Below are 21,869 nucleotides of genomic sequence, written 5' to 3' on the forward strand. Positions count from 1 at the left end.
TGTTCAATCCAGGGAACTGTGACGAGGGTTTTGGCCCTGATGTGCTGTGATAACGACCCTCAATCATTTTGACCTCGACAGAGGGAGTCCGATCTCAGGTTTATCCTATCTTAACCCGGCCTCCTGGAGAGTTCGGGTGAGGAGATGGCTTTCTTCCATTCCCGAACTTCCCATTTTTAGAGGCGATCGCTAAGTCCAAATCCTGGACCCAGAAACGGGGCCATCTTATGATAATATTACTAGAATAATCTAACTTGATGAGCAGGAAACCCTTGATGAGTTCTGAGACTCCCCTGTCAGAAGAAAACCAAAGCGAGGCTAGTTTAGAAACCCTTGACCCTAGACCCGAAATTTATCCTGGGGAAGTTTTTGCGAATGTTGCTGATTTTGATACGGGCATTCGCCAACTGTTGCCGATTTACGATGACTTGTTGGCGGCGTTACTGCGGTGCATTCCGGTTACCAGCCAACGGATTTTAGAATTAGGTTGTGGAACAGGAGAACTTAGCCTTAAACTATTGGCTCACTGTCCCGATGCGGAGTTAGTGGCAGTAGATTATTCCCCGCGAATGTTGAGTGTTTGTCAGGATAAAATTGAAGCGGCAGGCTATGGGGAACGGGTACGATGGATCGAGGCTGATTTTGGAAATTTGGCAACGTTAAATGTGCCAATTGCACCGCATCAGGGGTTTGATGTCTGTGCCTCTTCGTTAGCGATTCATCATCTGAGTGATCCGGTCAAATTAAAACTGTTTAAATGGGTTGGTCAGAATCTGTCCCCAGGGGGATGTTTTTGGAATGCAGACCCCGTATTGTCAGAAACTCCAGCATTAGAGGCCGTTTATCATGCAGTCAGAGAGGAGGGGGTTCAGGAACAGGGAATCACTTTAGAGAAAGTGCGGGCTAAATGTGGTAAAACCATTCCCCAGGGATACTCGGGTCCTGATCGCTTGGCAACGGTGTTAGAACAGGTAGAGCTTTTAAAATCTGCCAATTTTTCCACAGTAGCCATCCCTTGGAAACACTATGGAGTGGCAGTTTTTGGGGGAATTTGTGGAGCGATTTAGGACGACACAGGCGCGGGGATGAGGGAGATAAAGAGCCAGTTTCCCGAACAGGAACACAAAACCCGCCCTGATCGCCTAGTTTATCCCCGGCAAATTCTGAGTCACCGTCAGTTCTAGAAGGGAGTAAAAGCCGCTATAATTGCCAAAATAGGTGGCGATTGGGACTTACCCTGGTCACTCCTGTTGTGAAAGATTTCTCTCGTTTTTCCGAGTGGGTACCCTATTTAGAGAGTAATCTGGCTGAAGCAATGGGGTCTTAATTCAAAAGACTCGTGTCCCCCTAGCGAGGAAATCAATGTTGGAACAATCACGCTCACCGATCCGGCGCTATAGTTTTGCTGTGGCAATGGTAGTCGTGTCTTTGATACTGAAGTTTTTAATTTCTTCAGAACTGATGACAAACAACCCGTTTTTGTTGTTCAGCGCGACGGTGGCGGTGAGTGCTTGGTATGGAGGACTTCAGGCGGGATTGCTGGCTACATTCTTAGCGGCAGCTTGCGGTGAATATTTCTTCTTGTTACCTTTTTATTCCTTCGGAACACATAGCTCTGGGCAAACTTTAGCCTTGGGGGTATTTTTGCTAGAAGGAGTAGGAATTAGTTGGCTGATTTCTGCACTTTATACCTCCCGACAAAAGGCCGAATTATATGCTTTGGGGTTAGAAAATACTCAGGAACAATTCCGACAGATTGCTGAAAATATTGATTGCCTGATTTGGATGACTGACCCGGAGAAAACCAAAGTTTTTTATGTCAGTCCTCAATATGAAAAGATGTGGGGGCGATCGCGAGAGAGTTTGTATCAACAACCCTACTCGTTTTTGGAGGGAGTACATCCTGATGACCGCGATCGCGTCAGAACGGCTTTAGCTAAACAGGCCAGCGGGGAATATAATGAAGAATATCGCACGGTTCATCCTGATGGAACGGTCCGCTGGGTGCGATCGCGAGCCTTTCCAATTCGTGAGCATCGCACGGGAGCGGTGCATCGAGTGGCAGGAATTGTCGAAGATATCACCGAACGCAAGCAGATAGAACAGGATTTTTTACACACCAATGAGCGGTATCAACTCGCTTCAACTGCCGTCAATTGTGTGATTTATGACTGGGATTTAGAGAGTAAGCGGGTGGTTCGCAGTGAAAGCCTTACCCAATTATTAGGCTATCCCTTAGGCAACGACCAACAAGATGCTCAATGGTGGCTTTCTCTGATCCATCCCGATGACTTAGAACCGGCCTTTATTGCGATAAATAAGGCATTAGAACATGACAATCGCTTTGATATAGAATACCGCCTGCGACACCAAGATGGGAGATATTTGGATGTGTCCGATCGCGGAGCAATTCTGCGGGATGAAGCCGGGAAACCAGTGCGGGTGATTGGCACAACCCTCGATATCAGCGATCGCAAAAAAGCGGAAACGGAATTACAAAAACGAGAAGAACTTTTCCGGACCTCGGTGGAAAACTTGCTGGATGGTTTTGGAATCTATACGTCAGTGCGGGATGAATCTGGAAAAATTATAGACTTCCGCATTGAATATGTCAATGCCGCAACTTGTGCCAGCAATGGATTGACTCGGGAAGAACATGAAGGGAAAAGACTCGGCGATTTATTTCCCGGACACCGAACCACCGGACTTTTGGAGGAATATTGCCGAGTTGTGGAAACCAGACAACCCTTGGTGAAAGATTCCTTTGTGGACGAAACACTCACTACCGCAACGGGAGTCCCCAAAGCATTTGATATCCGAAGCGTTCCATTTGGAGATGGATTTCTGGCAACCTGGCGCGATATCACTGAACGCAAACAAGTGGAAAATGAACTCTACCGACGGGAACGAGAATTTAAAGCCTTGGCGGAAAATTCACCGGATATTATTGCCCGATTTGACCCGAAAATGCGTCCTTTGTATGTAAACCGAGCCATATACCGAGTCACCGGGCGCTCTCCGGAACAGTTTCTCAGCACAAGTAACCCAGAACTCACTTTTGCCGGAAGCCAGTCGTCAGATTGTCAAGGGGCCATTGCCCAAGTCTTTGCCACGGGGCAGGAAGGGGAAATCGAGTGGGACTTAACTGATGTCAACGGGTTGACTCGATATTATCAGTCTCGCTTAGTTCCAGAATTTGATCGCTATGGCGCTGTAGAATCGGTTTTGTCTCTCAGTCGCGACATCACGGAATATAAACTCGCTAAGGCTACTTCTGAGCGCAACCAGGAACGGCTACGATTGGCTTTGGAATCGGCGAAATTAGGCTTGTGGGATTACGATTTAGGCTGCCAAGAAATTTCTATGTCCCGGAGATGTTTAGAAATATTTGGACTGGATCTACTCTCGACGGTGATTAAATATGCTCAGTTCTTTGAATGTGTCCATCCCGAGGACGAGGACCGGGTGAATCGGGCCATACAACGTGCGATTACTGAGCAGGCGGATTATGACATCGAGTATCGAATTATCCGAAGGGACGAATCGGTGAGGTGGATTGCGGCAAAAGGCCGAGCTTTTTATGATGACAGAGGGACGGCGGTTGGGATGGGGGGAGTTCTCCTGGATATTACCGAACGGAAAAAGGCCGAGGAAGAACGCGATCGCCTCCTCAAACAACTGGAATTTGAGCAACAACTGCTCAAAGCGGTCCTGCAACAAATGCCCGCCGGTGCGATCGTGGCGGAGGCTCCTTCGGGGAAAATTCTTCTGAGTAACAAGCAAGCGCAAGCGATTTGGGATGAAGCGATCGCCGAAGAACACAACCTAGAAGACTATCACTTGTTCCTAGGATTGCATCCCGACGGACGACCCTATCAACCCCAAGAATTCCCGATGTTTCGGGCAATTACTTTCGGTGAGACGATTATTGATGAAGAAATCGAAATTCCCCTCACTCATGGACCGTCTCAGATTTTGTGCGTGAGTGCTAAACCCGTGAAGAATTTAGCGGGAGGGATTGTCGCTGGGGTGGTGATGTTCTACGATATTAGCGATCGCAAGTTAGCCGAACGCCAGCGCGAGGAGTTGCTCTTGCGCGAACAGGAAGCCCGCAAGCAGGCAGAAGCTGCTAGTCGCATGAAAGACGAATTTTTGGCAATTGTCTCTCACGAGTTGCGATCGCCCTTGAATGCGATTTTAGGCTGGTCTCGGTTGCTGCGTCGCCGCAAACTCAACCCGGAAAAAATGGCTCAGGCCCTGGAATCCATCGAACGCAACGCCGAAATGCAAACCCAGTTAATTGAAGACCTCCTGGACATTTCGCGCATCATTCGTGGCAAAATTCGCCTCTACCTGCGTCCGTTGCAATTAATCCCCGCCATTGAAGCGGCCATCAATACCGTGCGTCCTACGGCAGAAATTAAAAAAATCAAGTTGGTAACGGCCCTTGAGTCTGAGGTGGGATTGGTTTCCGCAGATGGCGATCGCCTCCAACAAGTCATCTGGAATCTGCTCTCCAATGCTGTAAAATTCACCCCAGAAGGCGGACTTGTGGAGATTTGCCTAGAACGGGTGGAAAACTGGATACAAATCCGGATTATGGATACCGGAATTGGCATCGAACCGGAATTTCTGCCTTATATGTTTGAACGGTTCCGGCAAGCGGATAGCAAAACCACGCGATCGCATGGGGGGTTAGGATTAGGACTGGCGATCGTCCGCAACCTCGTCGAACTGCATGGCGGCCAGATTTTTGCCGACAGTCCCGGACCAGGAAAAGGTTCTACCTTTGTGGTGCAACTCCCCTGCTTACAAGATACCAGCAATGGGATAGAGGAGCAATGTTCCGGGTCGTCATCAGTGGAGTGCGATCAATCCTTTTCAGAACTGGCGGGGTTAAAAATATTAGTCGTGGATGATGAATTTGATACTCGGGAGTTTTTAATCACCGCCTTGGAACAATACGGTGCCGAAGTATTTGCCGCTGCCTCCTCTGCCGAGGCGATCGCCTTAATCCAAGAAAGGCAACCGGAAATCCTCCTCAGTGATATCGGAATGCCCGGAGAAGATGGCTATACTTTAATTCGCCAAATTCGCACTTTACCCCCAGAACAAGGGGGAAAAATTCCCGCTGCCGCTCTCACTGCCTATACTCGCACCGAGGACCGTATTCTCGCCCTCGCTGCCGGATTTCAGATGCATATCCCCAAACCCATTGACCCTAGGCATTTGGTTGAAGTGGTGGGACAACTGCGGAAAAAATAATCCTGCCCTTAACATCCGGGAGAATTAATCCCCTTAATTCCCCGGGTTTCCAGCCTCAACAACCCCCGGATTTTTCCCAGTCAATAAATAAGTTGTCATTTCTCCCTTCCCCTTAATCAATACTTTCCCCCGTTCCTGAAACAAATACTCGCCTTTCAAAAACTCATAGGTTTCCTGGGTCACTTGAATCGCCCCAGGAATGCCGTGAGATTCCATTCGGGAAGCCAGATTAACCGTATCTCCCCACAAATCATAAATAAATTTTTTAATGCCAATTACTCCGGCAATTACTGGACCCGTAGCAATGCCGATGCGGATGCGAAAATTCTGCCCAGTTTTTTGGTTAAATGTGGCGATCGCCCGCTGCATATCCAAAGCCATATCAGCAATAGCTTGAGCATGATCCTCCCGAGGTTCCGGCAATCCTGAAACCACCATATAGGCATCGCCAATGGTTTTAATCTTCTCCAACTGATGCAACTCGGCCAAAGCATCAAACTCCGAGAAAATCTGATTGAGCAATTCCACTAATTCCCAAGGGGAAATATGGGAAGAAAGTTCCGTAAACCCGACAATATCTGCAAACAAAACCGAAACATTCGTGTAACTATCCGCCAAATTTTTGGGATTTTGTTTCAACCGAGTGGCGATCGAGTGGGGTAGAACATTCAGTAATAAACTTTCTGAAAGTTTTTGTTCCTCCTCCAGTTGAGCATAAGCCTCCTCTAAATCCCACCGGGCTTTAAACTCTGCTTTTTGTAATCGTTCATATAAATAGACTGATAAATTGCCAATAAAACAGACCCAGAAGAAATACAAAGCCATTACGGAAGGCTTCATCCAAGTTATTGAGTTGCTGAAGGTTACTCCCAGGAGCGAATTTACCCCCAAATAGTACACAAATACACCCAATTGAGCCGCTAGATGAAGATACCAACGCACCGGAGTAAACGTCGCCTGCCCGAAAAACATAATCGTCCAAACTAAGAGTTCTGGTTGAGCAACTCCAGACAAAGTACGCTCAATTTGCGGAAGAACCGTCACCACCCAATAAAAGGCGAGAAAGACTAAACTTGGATATCGGCGACCTAATTTGCTATGCTGAAGTAACAAACATAACAGTAAACTGAGTTCAATCATCACCTGCGATCGCAACCAGTCCGGCCTAAATTCCTCTGGACGAAACAATAAATTGCTCACTTGTAGCAGACTGGAACTCAAAAAAGCCATCAATCCAATCCACAATCCCACATCCAGACGCTTCCGCATAAAACGGTCCCGCCATGCCTCATATTCCGCATCACGGGAGGTATGGGGAGAGAGGGGGGACTTGAGTATCTTGGTCAGCCGGGACGCTACCGGGTTGTTTTCAAGAAAGTCATGCTGCATGAGAGTTTGCCATCCGGTTGAGGGAATTGAATGCCAATCTATTCTCCTGAGTGTGCCACATTTTGCTCCCAGTAATTAATCTTCTGAGTGTAGCATTATTGGCAAGTCACCCTTTCTGTTGTAAAACCCGCACCCTAAAGGGTATGGCTATACGGACAAAGCCCGCCTGCGCGGGCTGGTTTATAAAAACTACTTTTTTTGATAAGAACCCCGCACCCTAAAGGGTGGGGCTATACGGACAAAGCCCGCCTGCGCGGGCTGGTTTATAAACACTAATTTTTCGGTCTGGATTTTGGATGATATAGTAACTTTTAAAACCGCCTTCATTATTAGAAACCGGGTTTCTAACTCCTAGATACCTGGATACGCGATCGCATCCGGACTCGATTAGAAAAACCGGACAAGAAACCCAGTTTTTGATACCCAATCCCGTTGCAAAAACTCGATTTTCTCCATTAGCCCGCGCAGGCGGGCTTCGTCCGTATAGCCCCAGGCTTCAGCCTGCGGGCTTGCCTATTTAGGAAAGAGACTGGGATTACCAATACAAACAAATGCCGCCCAATATTTGACCCCAGCAAAGGGTCGAAAATCATCCGGTTTTGTGCTTAAAATTTTTAACCAGATAGCACTTTCTTCACTATGCTGCGCAACCTCGTTAATTGCCTCCTCCGTTAACCATTCCGCCCGAATTTTCGCAATAGTAATCTGCTGTAAATAGCGTTGTGCCTCCTCCAATGCCTCAGTGCGACCCCAATCCGTCTGAAACAAATTGTGATAAAATCGTTCCATTAAAATTGCCGTGGGTACATCGGGAACACTCCACAGACTCATCACCACGGTTTCTGCACCCGCCACAATAAAAGAGCGCCGTAATCCCAGTACCCCCTCACCAATGGTCTGATCTCCCAAGGCTGTATTACAAGCCGATAGCACCACCAACCGAGTCCCGGTTAAATCCACCTGGAATGCACCCTGTGCCGTCAACACCCCCTCCTCCGCCGGTTCCGGCAAAATGCCCCCTTGCCGCGCCGTATTCGCCCCAGCCAAGGCTAAACCGGATCGCGTCATCGGGTCCTGGAACTCCACCCGGTATCGACTGCGAACCGATAACGGCATCCCTGGGGTTGTCTCACTTCCCAGAATTTGTGGCAACATTCCCCAGTCTGGGGGAGTTTGGTCAATGGGGAGAAAATAACCGTGCGTGGCAATATGGACAATTTTGGGCGATCGACACCGAGACAGCAAGGATTTTACCGCCTGGGCTTCTGTATAGAGAGGAACGCCCAATAATTCAGCTATCAACTTTCCTTCAATTTGCGTCCCTGGCAGCTTGGTAAAGACTTCACCGGGACCCTCTCCCAACTCCCGCAATAACGATCGCACTTCCTCAGAAACGGGGGAGGCGGGTTGAGTCGGTTGAATCGGGATGGGTTGACTCCTAAAGGAGTCACTACGAACGTTTGTAGTAACCCCTTCAGGGGTTATCGGTTGAGTCACCTGGCGATCGTACTCTCGCGCTTGTTTCTCAAACTGGTGTAAGCGATCGCCATAGGAAGCATTGTGGACCACCACCGCCAACCAAAGTATCCCGAAAACCAGCAGCAAAATTGCCATCGGAAAGACAGCTAATAAGATGAAATAGGAGAGAAACGCGATCGCCCCTGCCACTGCTAACATCATCTCCTGGGCGATCGGTTGCGGCTGCTTGGGCGGTTTTAATCCCTTGATTTGGGGCGGTGGGGGAGTCATCTCCTGGGCGATCGCTTGCGGCAGATTGGGCAGTTTTAATCCCTCCACCCGCAAATTATAATCGGGATTGGCAATCACTAACGAGTCCGTATAGTTCACGGGAATCGGGAACTGGAACCGCAACAAATCTCGCCCCACACTCAGATAGCGCAACCCATACTCATCCATCAAATAGGCTGTTCCCTCCTGGGACAAAATCCCAAAAGGCAGGGTGGTCAATTCCCCATCGGGAGCAATATATACTGTCTGATAGTCTTGCAGATAGCGTTTCAGGGGGACAATCAGCGTTTGATACAATTCCTGCCCTTCCGAGGTGGTGTAGAGCATTGGGGAAACCGGGTCAGGTGCTTTTCCCACGGGGGTTTTGTCCTTCGGTAAGTTAAACGCCATGTCGCGATCGGGGTGAGACTGTTCCTTGTCAGAAACCGAGAGGCGGAATGTCTGACAGAGGCGATCAATCTCGTCTGCCTCCCCTAAATCAATCATTTCCACCCCTGCCGCCTCTCCTGCGGGTAACACAAACGCCAGATATCGCGCTGGAAACCATTGTTTATCCCCATGCGCTTTCACTGCCTTGAAATTAAAGACATAAAATCGCACAAACTCCACCAGAGTTGACCCCTTGGGGAGAGCTTGGGCGATCGCCTCCCGACTGGCATGATTCAAGTGCATTTGCAGGTTCATCTCCGGCATTTGACGACTCAGCGATCGTTCCACCTCCTCACGTTCCTGGGTGACCCTTGCCAATTCTGCCCGATAACCGGACAACCGTTCCCCGGATTGATTCTGCATCTGGGTCGTCAAAAAGCTCACTTGCTGAATCAATTGGCGCAATTTCTCAAATTCCGGCATCAGGTGCGGGTAACGTCCGGAGAAGATGAGCGATCGCAGCAATAAACCCGCCTCCGTCGCCAACCCCTTGCGCCGCAACACCAAATCCAACGCCGCTTGTTTCGCTGTTGCCTCCTCCGGCAAATATTGGGTAATTAGAGAGAGAAATATCTCTAACTGCCAATAGTTTTGCTGCATATATTCCAGGCGTTGCCTGTCACTGCTGATAGATAAGATTTCACCAATCGTCCGGTTTTGAATTTGGGTTGCCTGCTGCATGAGTTGGAATGCTTCTTGAGGGCGATCGGTTGCCGCCATGAGTGCAGCTAAATGGTACAAACTGGCGGCATAGTCTGGATGATTCTCACCCAACTGCACCTTCCGAATCTCCATTGCTTGCCGGTTAAAGGTTTTAGCATCGGTAAACCGCCCCATTGCCCGATACAGTTCCGCTGAACTGTACAAACTGTGGGCATAGTCGGGATGATTCTCACCCAATTGCAGCTTTTCAATCTCGATTGCTTGCCGGAAAAGGGGTTCAGATTCCGTAAACCGCCCCATTGCCAGGTACAGTCCCGCCAAATTGTTCAAACTGCCAGCATAGTCGGGATGATTCTCACCCAACTGCACTCTCCTAATCTCCATTGCTTGCCGCAAAAGGGGCTCAGATTCCGTAAACTGCCCCATTGCATGGTACAGTAGCGCCAAATTGTTCAAACTTTGGGCATAGTTGAGATGATTCTCACCCAACTGAACCTGACGAATCTCCATTGCTTCCCGGTGAAGGGGTTCGGCATCCGTCAACCGCCCCATTTTCCGGTACAGTTCCGCCAAATTATTCAAACTGGTGGCATAGTCGGGATGATTCTCACCCAACTGCTCCTTCTCAATCTCTATTGCTTGCCGGTAAAGGGACTCAGATTCCGTAAACCGTCCCATTGCATGGTACAGTGCCGCCAAATTGTTTAAACTGGTGGCATAGTCGGGATGATTCTCACCCAACTGCACTCTCCTAATCTCCATTGCTTCCCGGTAAAAAGGTTCAGCTTCCGTAAACCGCCCCATTTCATAGTACAGTCCCGCCAAATTGTTCAAACTTTGGGCATAGAGGGGATGATTCTGACCCAACTGCACCTGACGAATCTCCATTGCTTGTTGCACAAGAGGTTCAGCATCCGTCAACCGCCCCATTTTCCGGTACAGTGACGCTAAATTGTTCAAACTGTGGGCATAGCTTGGATGATTCTCACCCAACTGAACCTGACGAATCTCCATTGCTTCCCAGTAAAAAGGTTCAGCTTCCGTAAACCGCCCCATTTTCTGGCACAGTGACGCTAAATTGTTCAAACTGTCGGCATAGTCGGGATGATTCTCACCCAACTGAACCTGACGAATCTCCATTGCTTGCCGGTAAAGCGGTTCAGCTTCCGTCAACTGCCCCATTTCCTGGCACAGTAACGCTAAATTGTTCAAACTTTGGGCATAAAGGGGATGATTCTCACCCAACTGAACCTGACGAATCTCCATTGCTTGCCGGTAAAGTGGTTCAGCTTCCGTAAATCGCCCCCTTTCATAGTACAGTAGCGCCAAATTGTTCAAACTTTGAGCATAGTCGGGATGATTCTCGCCCAACTGAACCTGACGAATCTCCATTGCTTGCCGGTGAAGCGGTTCAGCTTCCGTCAACCGCCCCATTTTCCGGTACATTTCCGCCAAATTGTTCAAACTGGTGGCATAGTCGGGATGATTCTCACCCAACTGCACCTTCTGAATCTCCATTGCTTGCCGGTGAAGGGTTTCAGATTCCGTAAATCGCCCCATTGAATCGTATAGTGTTGCCAACCCGCTCAAACTGGTAGCATAGTCGGGATGATTCTCCCCCAACTGTGCCTTCCAAATCTCCATTGCTTGCCAGTAAAGGGGTTCAGCTTCCGTCAACCGCCCCATTTCCCGGTACAGTAACGCCAAGTTGTCCAAACTGGCAGCATAGCTGGGATGATTCTGACCCAACTGCACCTTCTGAATCTCCATTGCTTGCCAGTAAAGGGGTTCAGCTTCCGTAAACCGCCCCATTTCATAGTACAGTCCCGCCAAATTGTTTAAACTGGTGGCATAGCTGGGATGATTCTGACCCAACTGCACCTTGCGAATCTCCATTGCTTCCCGGTAAAAAGGTTCAGCTTCCGTAAACCGCCCCATTTTCTGGCACAGTGACGCTAAATTGTTCAAACTGTCGGCATAGTCGGGATGATTCTCACCCAACTGCACTCTCCTAATCTCCATTGCTTGCCGGAAAAGGGGTTCAACTTCCCTCAACCGTCCCATTTCATAGTACAGTCCCGCCAAATTGTTTAAACTGGCGGCATAGCTGGGATGATTCTGACCCAGCTGTACCTTCCGAATCTCCATTGCTTGCCGGAAAAGGGGTTCAGCTTCCGTCAACCGCCCCATTTCATAGTACAGTCCCGCCAAATTGTTCAAACTGGTGGCATAGCTGGGATGATTCTGACCCAACTGCACCTTCCGAATCTCCATTGCTTGTCGCACAAGAGGTTCAGCATCCGTCAACCGCCGCATTTTTAGGTATAGTTGCCCCAGCATATTTAAGAGCGTGGCATAGTTATGATTATCCGTGCTGAAAGCCAATTTACCCAGTTCACACGCTTGTTGAGCCAATTGAATCCCTTGCTCATAGTGACCGTTTTCATAGGCTGTTAATGCCTTTTCATACAGAGAATTAACTTCCTCAACTAGATTATCAAACATTAGTCAACCTCCAATACTTGTGTAAAATAATATTACGTCAGCTCAAAATTTGGCCTATTCCCTTGTCTAATATTCCCGAACCCAACCCCAAACCAACCAACTCTCTGCCTCCGGACCGATGGGAGCATCTCGATAAGTATGAGCGCAAATATCTCCAAAAAATCATCATAGCCTATGATAAAATTATGGAAGTAACAGATGATGTTTATCAAATTGCCAGTCGCTACCGCTTGAGTGTTGAAGAAGTTGAACGGGCGAAAGACTATGCCTTTGGCAGGGGAGTTTCGCTGAATCAGTTTCTTCCGGACGAAGATATGGCAGCGGCATGGACTAGAATGGCATCAGGACAAGAGATAGACATTGATGAAGTTTTACTCAGACATGAGGTTTTTGAATCTAATCTAGTCGTCAATCAAGGGATGAATACAGAAAATGCCCACAATCTGGCACAAGCAAGATATCCTTGGTCTGAACTTTTAAAACAAAGGAGATATCATGAATAAATCATCTCTCGAAAAATTTCACCAATCTTTAGAGGTTTGCAAATCTTTAAAAACCATTCAAGGTCAGCGTTCCACTCTTCCTTGTGAAGCCCTCCATCTGCTGTGCGAAGTTGCCCAGGATCCATTCGAGTTACTGGATTTGTGCCAACAGCATGATAGCGAGATAGAACTTGCACTCACGGCGATTTCTGACTATGCTGCCAGTGTGGATAACTGGAAAGCGGGTGATTGCCCCTTTGGGGTGAAAGACCATTGTAATGTTTTGCACTTTCTCCTGAATGTTCACACCAAACAATTTGAGTTTTTTAGAGGCAGGGAAACCTTTACTCCGGAAATCATCTGTGAATTTATTAAAGATTGGAAAGGCATTGATTTGACTCCTTTAATTGCATCTCGGGAAAAAACATTCGTTGCCTAATCTGCGGTTAGGAACGGTGGCATCAACCGGCGGAGATTTAAACACCCGCCGGTTTTTTGGGTGACTCCATCGCTACAAATTGGAACCGATGCCAATTCTATCCATTCCCCTAAATTACTCCACCACCTCAAACTTCTTAGAAAATACCCGGGCATTCCACTGCCGTCCCACCTGCTGAAATATCTCCCGCAATCGTTCCTCGGTGACGACAATATCTCCCGGTTTATAATTCGGATTCACCCAGGATAACTGAACCGGATGGTCTGTCAGAATTGCCAGAAAATACTCGTTCCCAATATCCGTATATTGCAAAGAACTCGCTAACGCCTTGATACCGGGAATATGCAGCTTTTTATCTGGCAAAATCTGCGTCTCTGACGAAAATGCTAGGGAGGGACAAAGGCAATATCGCTTACCGGATACCCCCTGATTAATCAAGAGCAAATGACCCGTTTCCGGGAAATCCACCTGTAAGGCATATTCTTCCCCTTTGTAAATTGTCACCGGGTTTTTCACCCCATTCAAGCACACATCCCGGTCCTGGGATTTTAAATCAATCATCTGCAATTCTTCCATCGCATAAGTCGCCGTTTCCTCCGCCAATTTCCACCCCTGCCGAGGAAAGTCTATTTCCCACAACCAATCATAAATGATTTGCCAAGGGGATTTGGCATCCGGATCCTGCTTTTGTCTGCCTGGTTTTCGGGTCAACAAATCAACGGGCACTCCATCCGCTTTCATCGTGTCGCCAAATCGTTCTTTTATCTTTTTGACGACTTCTCCTAAAGTTCCAGGCATATTTGTAGCGGCAAAAGTACCATTCAATAAAACGTCCATCTCTTCTGCGACTTTCGCACTGGTTTTATCGCGGTGGAGTGGATGAAAGCGCAACCCACAGCAGAGGCGCTGGGTATCGTTGCCTTGCTGCCAGATGACTTGGTTGGTGAAGTTGTTGAGGAATCGTTCTTGTAATGAATTGTCTGCTGTCAGTGCAATCATGTCTTTTCTCCCCAGGTTTTAAGGGCCACTCCTCTAGGGAAGGGCCGGGTTTATTCCTATCCATACCTTAGCATTATCTGGGTCTAATAGGGTGTAAAAAATTTCCCACTATGAAAAGTTTTATTTGTTTTTATTTTACATTATTTGCTTTGATTTTCATAGATTTTAATGAATTTAATTGGTTTTTGGAAACAACTATTCCTCCAAAAAACAAACCCATATATCTTTTGATTTACAGCCGATTTACATCAATTTAAGCAATCCATTTAATGGGGATATAGCCGTTCGGAGTTGAACCCATGAGCAACAAAATCCCCCAAGACCCAAAATTCTGGCAACTGATGGAATGCGTTATCCCGAATTTAATAGGACTGTATATTGATAGTTATTTTGGTTGTGCATTGAGCGTTATCTGCTTATTGTGGCACTGGACTGGAGACAAAACCGATCGCACTTCTACCCCGCGTCAAAAAGCGATCGCCTTGTTGCCGGTGGCGATCGCCTTTTGTGTACTGAAAGGACTGGGTTCGGTCCCGGGTGCACCGGGTTCCGTGAATCCGGGAGGGGGGACCGTGAACCGGATGCCGTTAATCGCCGTGGTCCCTCCCAAGACAAAACCGGATTTTCTTGATACTGTAGAGTTTTAAACCGTCACTGGGAGGGAAAAATTTGAAAAAGAAGCGCGATCGCCGTCCTTTTATCCTGCCACTGTTGGCGCTACCGTTTCTCGCTGCATCCCTGTTGTCAGGATGCGGGACGAACCCCACCCGCCAAACCCAACAACCGGAGGTCCTCCGCTTACTCTACTGGCAAGCGCCAACGATTCTCAATCCTCATTTATCTATCGGGTTCAAGGATTGGGAAGCGAGTCGAATCACTTTAGAACCTCTGGCAACGTTCAATAATCAGGGGGAGTTAATCCCCGTTTTGGCGGCAGAAGTTCCCACCGTGGAAAATGGGGGAGTAGCGGCAGATGGTTTATCGGTAACCTGGAAACTCAAACCGGATATACAATGGTCCGATGGTACTCCCTTCACTGCCGCTGATGTGGTGTTTACTTATGAATTTATCTCCAACCCTGAAACTGCTTCGGGAAATTCTTCCAATTATGATGCGATCGCCTCAGTGGAAGCAGTTGACTCCCTAACCGTTAAAGTTAATTTTAATGCGGTTAATCCCGGTTGGTTTTTACCCTTTGTCGGGTCCGAAGGGATGATTTTACCCCAACATATTTTTGCGGATTATACCGGCGCAAATTCTCGCCAAGCACCGGGTAATTTATTACCTGTGGGAACGGGTCCTTATCGCGTCGTCGAATTTCGACCCGGGGATACGGTGGTTTATGAATCCAATCCCTATTTCCGAGAAGCAGAAACCCTCTATTTTCAGCGAATTGAACTCAAAGGCGGTGGGGATTCTACTTCCGCAGCAAGGGCGGTTTTACAAACGGGAGATGCGGATTATGCTTATGGTTTGCAAGTCGAACCGCAAGTTTTAGAACAATTAGAAGCGGGGGGACAAGGACAAGTCATGGCCATTTTTGGTCCATTAAGCGAACGGATTCAACTGAATCAAACCGACCCCAATCGTGCAACAGCGGCAGGCGATCGCTCTAGTTTAGAATTTCCCCATCCCTTCTTCAGAGATCGCCAAGTTAGACAGGCATTCAACCTGGCGATCGACCGCAATACCATTTCTCAGCAACTCTATGGTGTCACTGGCACTCCCACCCCTAATTTTCTCGTCTCTCCACCCACCTATCTCTCCCCCAATACCCGATTTGAATTTAACCTAGAACAAGCAGCAGCATTACTAGAAAAAGCAGGTTGGCGGGATACCAATGGCAATGGCATCCGGGATAAAAATGGGGTAGAAATGCGCGTTCTGTTTCAAACCTCAGTCAACCCCGTTCGACAGAAAACCCAGGAAATTATCAAACAAAACTTCAAAACCATCGGCGTAGAAATGGAAATTAAAAGTATTGATGCCAGTATCTTTTTCTCCGGCGACCCATCAAATACAGATTCCCTGAATCGCTTTTATGCTGATTTACAAATGGTGACCACTGGCAACACTTCCCCCGACCCCACCCGCTACCTCCAAACCTTCACTTGCAAAGAAATTGCTCGTCCTGAAAATAGTTGGTCCGGTAGCAATACTTCACGCTATTGCAATCCAGAATATGACAAACTTTGGCAACGTTCTACCACCGAACTAAGCCAGAAAACTCGGGGGGAATTATTTATACAAATGAATGATTTATTAGTGAAGGACGTGGCAGTGATTCCCCTAATCCATCGCGCTGATGCGATCGCCGTGAGCAATAGTTTAGAAGGGGTGGAATTAACCTCTTGGGATAGAGTCGTTTGGAACATCCACCAATGGCGGCGGAAAGAGTAACCAGCGGGGGGTTGAACGGAACCCCTGGCGGTTGCTTCAAATTCATTATTCTTGCGCCTATGAAAACCTACTTGTTGAAACGTCTACTGATTTCTATTCCCACTTTAATTGCCATTAGTTTGGTCATTTTTACCATTTTAGCCTTAGCACCTGGAGACCCTTTAGGAGAATTTGCCACTAATCCTGCTATCACCGCTGAAGTGCGAGAAAATCTGCGGCGTTCCTTTGGTTTGGATCAACCCATTCATATCCGATATGTGAAATGGGCGATTGCCTTTTTTACCGGAGATATGGGATACTCTTTTACCAGTCGCAGTCCCGTTATCGACTTAATACTGCAACGGTTACCCACAACATTATGGGTCGTTGGTTCTGCCTATCTCTTAGGCATATTAGTCGCCTTTCCGCTGGGAATTATCTCCGCACTAAACCGCTACTCTCTAGTCGATAAACTTACTACAACTTTTGCTTTTTTATGGTTTTCTCTCCCCACCTTTTTCACCGGAGTGCTATTTATCATTATTTTCAGCGTTCAACTCAACTGGTTTCCTTTTATCTATAATAGCACTTTAAGGGTAACCGACTGGAACAGTTTTATTGCTCAATTTAAACAGTCCATTATGCCAATTTCCGTGTTAGGACTGTATCAAGCGGCGATTTTAATGCGGTTTATCCGGTCCTCGATTTTAGAACAACTGTATCAGCAATATGTCCGCACCGCCTACGCCAAAGGTTTATCCAAATTTAGAGTCATCCAACGACACGTTTTAAGGAATGCGTTGATTCCCGTCGTCACCCTGGTTGCCCTCGATATCCCTGGGGTATTTACTGGCGCATTAGTTACGGAACAGGTGTTTCGAGTGCCTGGAATTGGTTCTCTGTTAATTGAGTCCATTTACCGCAGTGATACCCCCGTAGTGATGGCCATTACGTTTATTTATGCGGTGTTAATTGTAATTTTTAATTTAATCGCCGATTTGCTTTATGCTTTATTAGATCCGAGGGTGAACTATCATCCCTGATTCGGTTATAAATCCATCATTTAATCTAACCCTTCCCTTTTGATTATGTCCAATGTTAACCCCATTTCAACCGAATTTACCCCAACTTTCATAACCAAGTTAGGCCAAAAAGCATGGCAGAGATTTTATCAGGATAAAATGGCGGTTTTGGGTGCGATCGCCCTCACTCTTATCCTCCTGTGCGTTATCTTCGGTCCCTTCTTTTATACCACCACCATTGATGAAATTGATTTCAGTCGTTCCTCAATAGGTCCAAGTTGGAATCATCCTTTTGGCACAAATTCCCTGGGTCAAGATATCCTCGCCCGAATGTTATCCGGGGGACGAATCTCCCTCGCGGTTGGTATTGCTGCCATGTTGGTAGCGATTATTGTCGGCGTATTCATCGGTGCAGTTGCGGGATATTATGGCGGCATCATTGATGCCTTACTCATGCGTCTGACGGACTTATTTTTAGCCCTTCCGCAGTTACCGTTACTGCTGTTAGTAGTTTATTTGTTTCGTGACCCAATTCGAGCCATTGCTGGACCAGAATGGGGTATTTTCATCCTCGTTGTTATAGTGATTGGTTCCCTCACCTGGATGTCTGTGGCGAGACTGGTTCGGGCCGGATTTTTAACCGTTAAACAATTAGATTTTGTCAGCGCCGCACGTGCCTTGGGTGCATCTCCCCGGCGGATTATTTGGATTCATATTTTACCGAATATTATTGGTCCAGTAATTGTTGCCGCTACCTTGGCGATCGGGAATGCAATTATTACCGAATCCACCCTCAGCTTTTTTGGATTAGGATTTCCCCCCGACGTTCCCACCTGGGGACGAATGCTTTATGATGCCCGAGATTACTTACAAACCTCACCCCATCAAGCAATTTTTCCTGGAGTAGCAATTTTTATCACCGTCAGCAGCATTAATTATATCGGCGACGGATTACGCGATGCCCTCGACCCTCAAAGTAATTAGTTCTATTTAATCCCCATTTTCCTCGAACACTGGGGGCCATAAATCAGAAATTTGTAATTCCCATCCCGGAAGCAATTCAGGAAGGGTTAGGGTTTCACTGTCGATAAAAACGATGGGGGTTTGATTGGGGCGATAGAGGGTAACGGTTAATTCATCCGGGTCGATTAAAATCCCCACTTTTACCCCTTGTTCCAAAAACATTTGAATTTTTTCGCGCAGTTTAGTAATACGATCGCTTTGGGATTTGATCTCTACAACTAAATCCGGAACCACTTCACTAAAATACCGGACTGTGCGAGGCATTCGCGATCGCGAGACATAAGACACATCCGGGGCCGTTAAATCTGCATTCGGTAGAATGAAACCACCGCTAGAATCAAAAACTAACCCCAGACGACGAGGGGTGACCCAGTTCCCCAATAATCGACTCAACTGTGCACCAATGTAGCTGGAAACAATATCTGATGGACCCATAACAATCAGGTTTCCCTCGCGTAATTCTATCTGGTAATCATTAGAGTCATTTTTGAGTTGGGATTGCAGATTTTTTAAGTGGTCAATGGTCAAAGACATAAGTTTTTATAGGTAGAGTTTATTTAAAAGGATTATACCTCAATTCTCGGAACTTTTGCACAGAGTTGAGAAACCAGAGTTTTACACAAGGAAAGTCGTAGTGCGAGTCAAAATCTGGAGGATATCAATCCGGGTACAGGGTGGAATTCGCCACCCTGTGAGTTAAAGTGAGAGGGTTTACGATGTAGTCCGGGCGGGTTGATTGATCGCCGTGGGTTCGTAGAGATATTCAAACCAATTCCCATCCGGGTCCTTGCCGTAAAATGAGGCAGTCCCATCGCGGTGATCATGGATTTCCCGGACATCGGCCCCTTCTGCTTTGAGGCGATCGTAGGCGGACTGAATTTCGGCGCGATCGCTGAAGACGAAGCCAAAATGGGGTCCCGCGTGTTTGTAGCTAGGACTCAGGAGGGCCAATCCATCTTCCCCAGCTTTTAAATAAGCCCAATCGGGGTCCTTCCAGACCACGGTCATGCCTAAATTGTGGTAAAATTGCACCGCGCGATCGAGGTCCGTGACCCGAATGGCAATATGTCCGATCCGTTTCAGCTTCATCATCCTTTAAGTTTTATAAACTTTCTTTCTATTCTTATTCTAAAGTTCTGACGGGCCTAAAATGGCTACCGGAAGCTTCCTCCCCTTCCTCCCCATCTCCCGCATCCTCCCCATCCTCCGCATCCTCCCCATCCTCCCCATCCTCCCCATCCTCCCCATCAACCAGGGACCAAGGACAAATGACCTAAGACAAATGACAACTCTCGGTCAGTTTGCCTGTAAATTTGATAGTCTAGCATAAATAGTTTTGGGAACGGATAGAAGCAGTGGACATTCAAATTGGGCGCGGCAAAACAGCTCGCAGGGCATACGGAATAGATGAGATTGCCTTAGTCCCGGGTACAAGAACGCTAGATCCCTCTTTAGCGGATACGCGCTGGACCCTTGGCGGGATTGAGAGAGAAATTCCGATCATCGCCAGTGCGATGGATGGAGTCGTCGATGTCCGCATGGCAGTTTTGCTTTCTCAATTGGGCGCGATGGGTGTGCTGAATTTGGAAGGCATCCAAACTCGGTATGAAGATCCCGAACCGATTCTCGATCGCATCGCATCTGTCGGCAAAGAAGAGTTTGTGGGATTGATGCAGGAACTCTATGCCAAACCGATTCAGCCGGAGTTAATCGAGAAGCGTATTCATCAAATTAAGAGCCAAGGCGGTATCGCCGCAGTCAGTGCGACTCCGGCAGGGGCTGCCCAGTATGGCGCAACAGTTGCCAAAGCTGGGGCTGATTTGTTTTTCGTACAGGGGACTGTGGTTTCCACGGATCACTTATCTCCCGAATCAATTACCCCTCTGGACTTGGCTAAGTTTTGTCAAGAAATGCCGATTCCCGTGATTTTGGGAAATTGCGTCACCTATGAGGTGAGTCTGAAGTTGATGAAAGCTGGTGCAGCAGGGATTATGGTAGGCATTGGACCCGGTGCCGCTTGTACCTCTCGCGGGGTTTTGGGCATTGGGGTTCCCCAGGCAACGGCAGTGGCTGACTGTGCGGCGGCACGGGATAATTTTTACCGGGAAACCGGGGTCTATGTTCCCATCATCGCTGATGGGGGTCTGATCACCGGGGGAGATATTTGTAAATGTATTGCTTGTGGTGCCGATGGGGTGATGATTGGCTCGCCCTTCGCACGGGCTAAAGAAGCTCCAGGACGGGGCTATCACTGGGGGATGGCGACTCCTTCTCCCCTGCTTCCTCGGGGGACTCGGATTCGCGTCGGCAGTACGGGGAGTTTAGAACAAATTCTCCGGGGGCCAGCGGGTCTGGATGATGGGACTCATAACCTACTTGGCGCGCTCAAAACCAGTATGGGGACGTTAGGTGCTAAGGACATGAAGGAAATGCAACAGGTGGAAGTGGCGATCGCTCCTTCTTTGCTCACCGAAGGAAAAGTCTATCAAAAAGCACAACAACTCGGAATGGGTAAGTAAATTTACTTGCCTTCCGTGGTAGTGTAAAAATTGTGCAAAGTTTTACACCACCACTGCGTTCTGTAGTTTACAATAGAATATAGCGGAGACGCATGTTTCCGTTCACTCCTCACACCACACTCCGCCCGGACTTCTGTTCGGGCGGTTTTTTATTAGGGACGACTTGTTTAAATGCGAAAATAGACTAAACTAAAATCTGCATCCGAACCAATCGTCCTAAACTAACTCGACTCAATACATGAGATTTAGCCCCGTGCTACCCTCTTGCCAGAAAGTCTGAACACAGGCGATCGGTTCTAGGATGGTAAAATTACTCGTTGAGAAACCCTATAGAAAAGGAATCAAGGGCAATGTCAGCAGCCGCACAAGTTACAGACTCTACTTTTAAGCAAGAAGTGCTTGATAGCGAGGTTCCAGTTCTCGTAGATTTTTGGGCACCCTGGTGCGGACCTTGCCGGATGGTAGCCCCTGTTGTCGATGAAATCGCCCAACAGTACGACGGTCAGGTTAAAGTCGTTAAAGTCAATACCGACGAAAATCCGAACGTGGCAAGCCAATACGGAATCAGAAGTATTCCTACTTTAATGATTTTCAAAGGCGGCCAACGGGTGGATATGGTGGTCGGCGCAGTGCCGAAGACGACCTTGGCTAATACCCTAGAAAAATATATAGCAAAGTAATCGACTCACCATCGAGACTCCCTTAGTAACCGGATTGTCTGGAGATTTCATAACCAACTGTTGGCAATTGAGAATTAAGAATTTAGAATCCTAAAGATTAAACTTTTAATTGTTAGAGCCTAATTCTTAATTTTCTTTGGACTCCACTCAAACTGGACTCCTCCAGATCAACTTTGCGATCGCTGGACTCTGTGGGATCCAAACTCTATCCCGCCCTAGGTTGAACTCGGGCGGGTTTATTGTTTCTGCCCTCTTGCGCCCGGTGAAGACTGACAGAACCGCGCCGAGTCCGGGGGTACAGAATGGCTTAGAAACCAGGTTGCTCA

15 protein-coding genes are annotated in these 21,869 nt (G+C 47.7%); 10 read left to right on the forward strand and 5 right to left on the reverse strand.

Annotation, left to right across the window (positions count from 1 at the left end; all coding sequences use genetic code 11):
* The first annotated feature begins 275 nt into the window (after positions 1–275).
* Entirely contained in the window at positions 276–1,067 is a 792-nt protein-coding gene (locus tag NG792_RS03730) for a class I SAM-dependent methyltransferase (protein ID WP_261197657.1), read from the forward strand.
* A 295-nt stretch (positions 1,068–1,362) separates the two neighbouring features.
* Positions 1,363–5,265, forward strand: coding sequence for a PAS domain-containing protein (locus NG792_RS03735; RefSeq protein ID WP_261234581.1), 3,903 nt, complete (start codon positions 1,363–1,365; stop codon positions 5,263–5,265).
* Between the two features lie 33 nt (positions 5,266–5,298).
* Here NG792_RS03735 and NG792_RS03740 read toward each other — a convergent pair whose 3' ends face one another.
* Together NG792_RS03740 and NG792_RS03745 are read right to left on the reverse strand one after the other, a co-directional pair.
* On the reverse strand, positions 5,299–6,654 hold the full coding sequence (locus NG792_RS03740; protein ID WP_261197659.1) for an adenylate/guanylate cyclase domain-containing protein: 1,356 nt from the start codon (positions 6,652–6,654) through the stop codon (positions 5,299–5,301).
* Between the two features lie 513 nt (positions 6,655–7,167).
* Positions 7,168–12,000: a CHAT domain-containing protein gene (locus NG792_RS03745; RefSeq protein ID WP_261234582.1), complete on the reverse strand. Its 4,833-nt coding sequence runs from the start codon at positions 11,998–12,000 to the stop codon at positions 7,168–7,170.
* 62 nt (positions 12,001–12,062) lie between these two features.
* Between NG792_RS03745 and NG792_RS03750 the strand changes: the two genes are divergently transcribed.
* Both NG792_RS03750 and NG792_RS03755 read left to right on the forward strand, forming a co-directional pair.
* Positions 12,063–12,503, forward strand: coding sequence for a hypothetical protein (locus tag NG792_RS03750; RefSeq protein ID WP_261234583.1), 441 nt, complete (start codon positions 12,063–12,065; stop codon positions 12,501–12,503).
* Positions 12,496–12,921, forward strand: coding sequence for a hypothetical protein (locus NG792_RS03755; protein WP_261234584.1), 426 nt, complete (start codon positions 12,496–12,498; stop codon positions 12,919–12,921). Before NG792_RS03750 ends, NG792_RS03755 begins: the two co-directional genes overlap by 8 nt.
* A 114-nt stretch (positions 12,922–13,035) precedes the next feature.
* On the opposite strand, the gene NG792_RS03760 is transcribed toward NG792_RS03755, so the two are convergent.
* The gene (locus tag NG792_RS03760) at positions 13,036–13,920 is read right to left on the reverse strand and encodes a DUF4384 domain-containing protein (RefSeq protein WP_261234585.1); all 885 of its coding nucleotides are present in this window, start codon (positions 13,918–13,920) and stop codon (positions 13,036–13,038) included.
* A gap of 299 nt (positions 13,921–14,219) precedes the next feature.
* Between NG792_RS03760 and NG792_RS03765 the strand changes: the two genes are divergently transcribed.
* Genes NG792_RS03765 through NG792_RS03780 form a run of 4 tightly spaced genes read left to right on the forward strand, consistent with a single transcriptional unit; the run spans position 14,220 to position 18,305 of the window.
* On the forward strand, positions 14,220–14,567 hold the full coding sequence (locus NG792_RS03765) for a hypothetical protein (protein ID WP_261234586.1): 348 nt from the start codon (positions 14,220–14,222) through the stop codon (positions 14,565–14,567).
* Positions 14,568–14,589: 22 nt separating this feature from the next.
* Positions 14,590–16,320, forward strand: coding sequence for a peptide ABC transporter substrate-binding protein (locus NG792_RS03770; protein ID WP_261234587.1), 1,731 nt, complete (start codon positions 14,590–14,592; stop codon positions 16,318–16,320).
* A gap of 59 nt (positions 16,321–16,379) precedes the next feature.
* Positions 16,380–17,342, forward strand: coding sequence for an ABC transporter permease (locus NG792_RS03775; protein ID WP_261234592.1), 963 nt, complete (start codon positions 16,380–16,382; stop codon positions 17,340–17,342).
* Between the two features lie 45 nt (positions 17,343–17,387).
* On the forward strand, positions 17,388–18,305 hold the full coding sequence (locus NG792_RS03780) for an ABC transporter permease (RefSeq protein ID WP_261234593.1): 918 nt from the start codon (positions 17,388–17,390) through the stop codon (positions 18,303–18,305).
* Between the two features lie 6 nt (positions 18,306–18,311).
* Here NG792_RS03780 and NG792_RS03785 read toward each other — a convergent pair whose 3' ends face one another.
* The gene (locus tag NG792_RS03785; RefSeq protein ID WP_261234594.1) at positions 18,312–18,878 is read right to left on the reverse strand and encodes a Uma2 family endonuclease; all 567 of its coding nucleotides are present in this window, start codon (positions 18,876–18,878) and stop codon (positions 18,312–18,314) included.
* A 177-nt stretch (positions 18,879–19,055) separates the two neighbouring features.
* The gene (locus NG792_RS03790; protein ID WP_261234695.1) at positions 19,056–19,433 is read right to left on the reverse strand and encodes a VOC family protein; all 378 of its coding nucleotides are present in this window, start codon (positions 19,431–19,433) and stop codon (positions 19,056–19,058) included.
* Between the two features lie 266 nt (positions 19,434–19,699).
* Here NG792_RS03790 and NG792_RS03795 point away from each other — a divergent pair, with 266 nt between their 5' ends.
* Both NG792_RS03795 and trxA read left to right on the forward strand, forming a co-directional pair.
* On the forward strand, positions 19,700–20,863 hold the full coding sequence (locus NG792_RS03795; protein ID WP_261197670.1) for a GuaB3 family IMP dehydrogenase-related protein: 1,164 nt from the start codon (positions 19,700–19,702) through the stop codon (positions 20,861–20,863).
* Between the two features lie 317 nt (positions 20,864–21,180).
* Entirely contained in the window at positions 21,181–21,543 is a 363-nt protein-coding gene (gene trxA, locus NG792_RS03800; protein WP_263011614.1) for a thioredoxin, read from the forward strand.
* The last annotated feature ends 326 nt before the right edge of the window (positions 21,544–21,869 follow it).

It is taken from the genome of Laspinema olomoucense D3b (assembly GCF_025370785.1).
Taxonomy (GTDB): Bacteria; Cyanobacteriota; Cyanobacteriia; order Cyanobacteriales; family Laspinemataceae; genus Laspinema; species Laspinema olomoucense.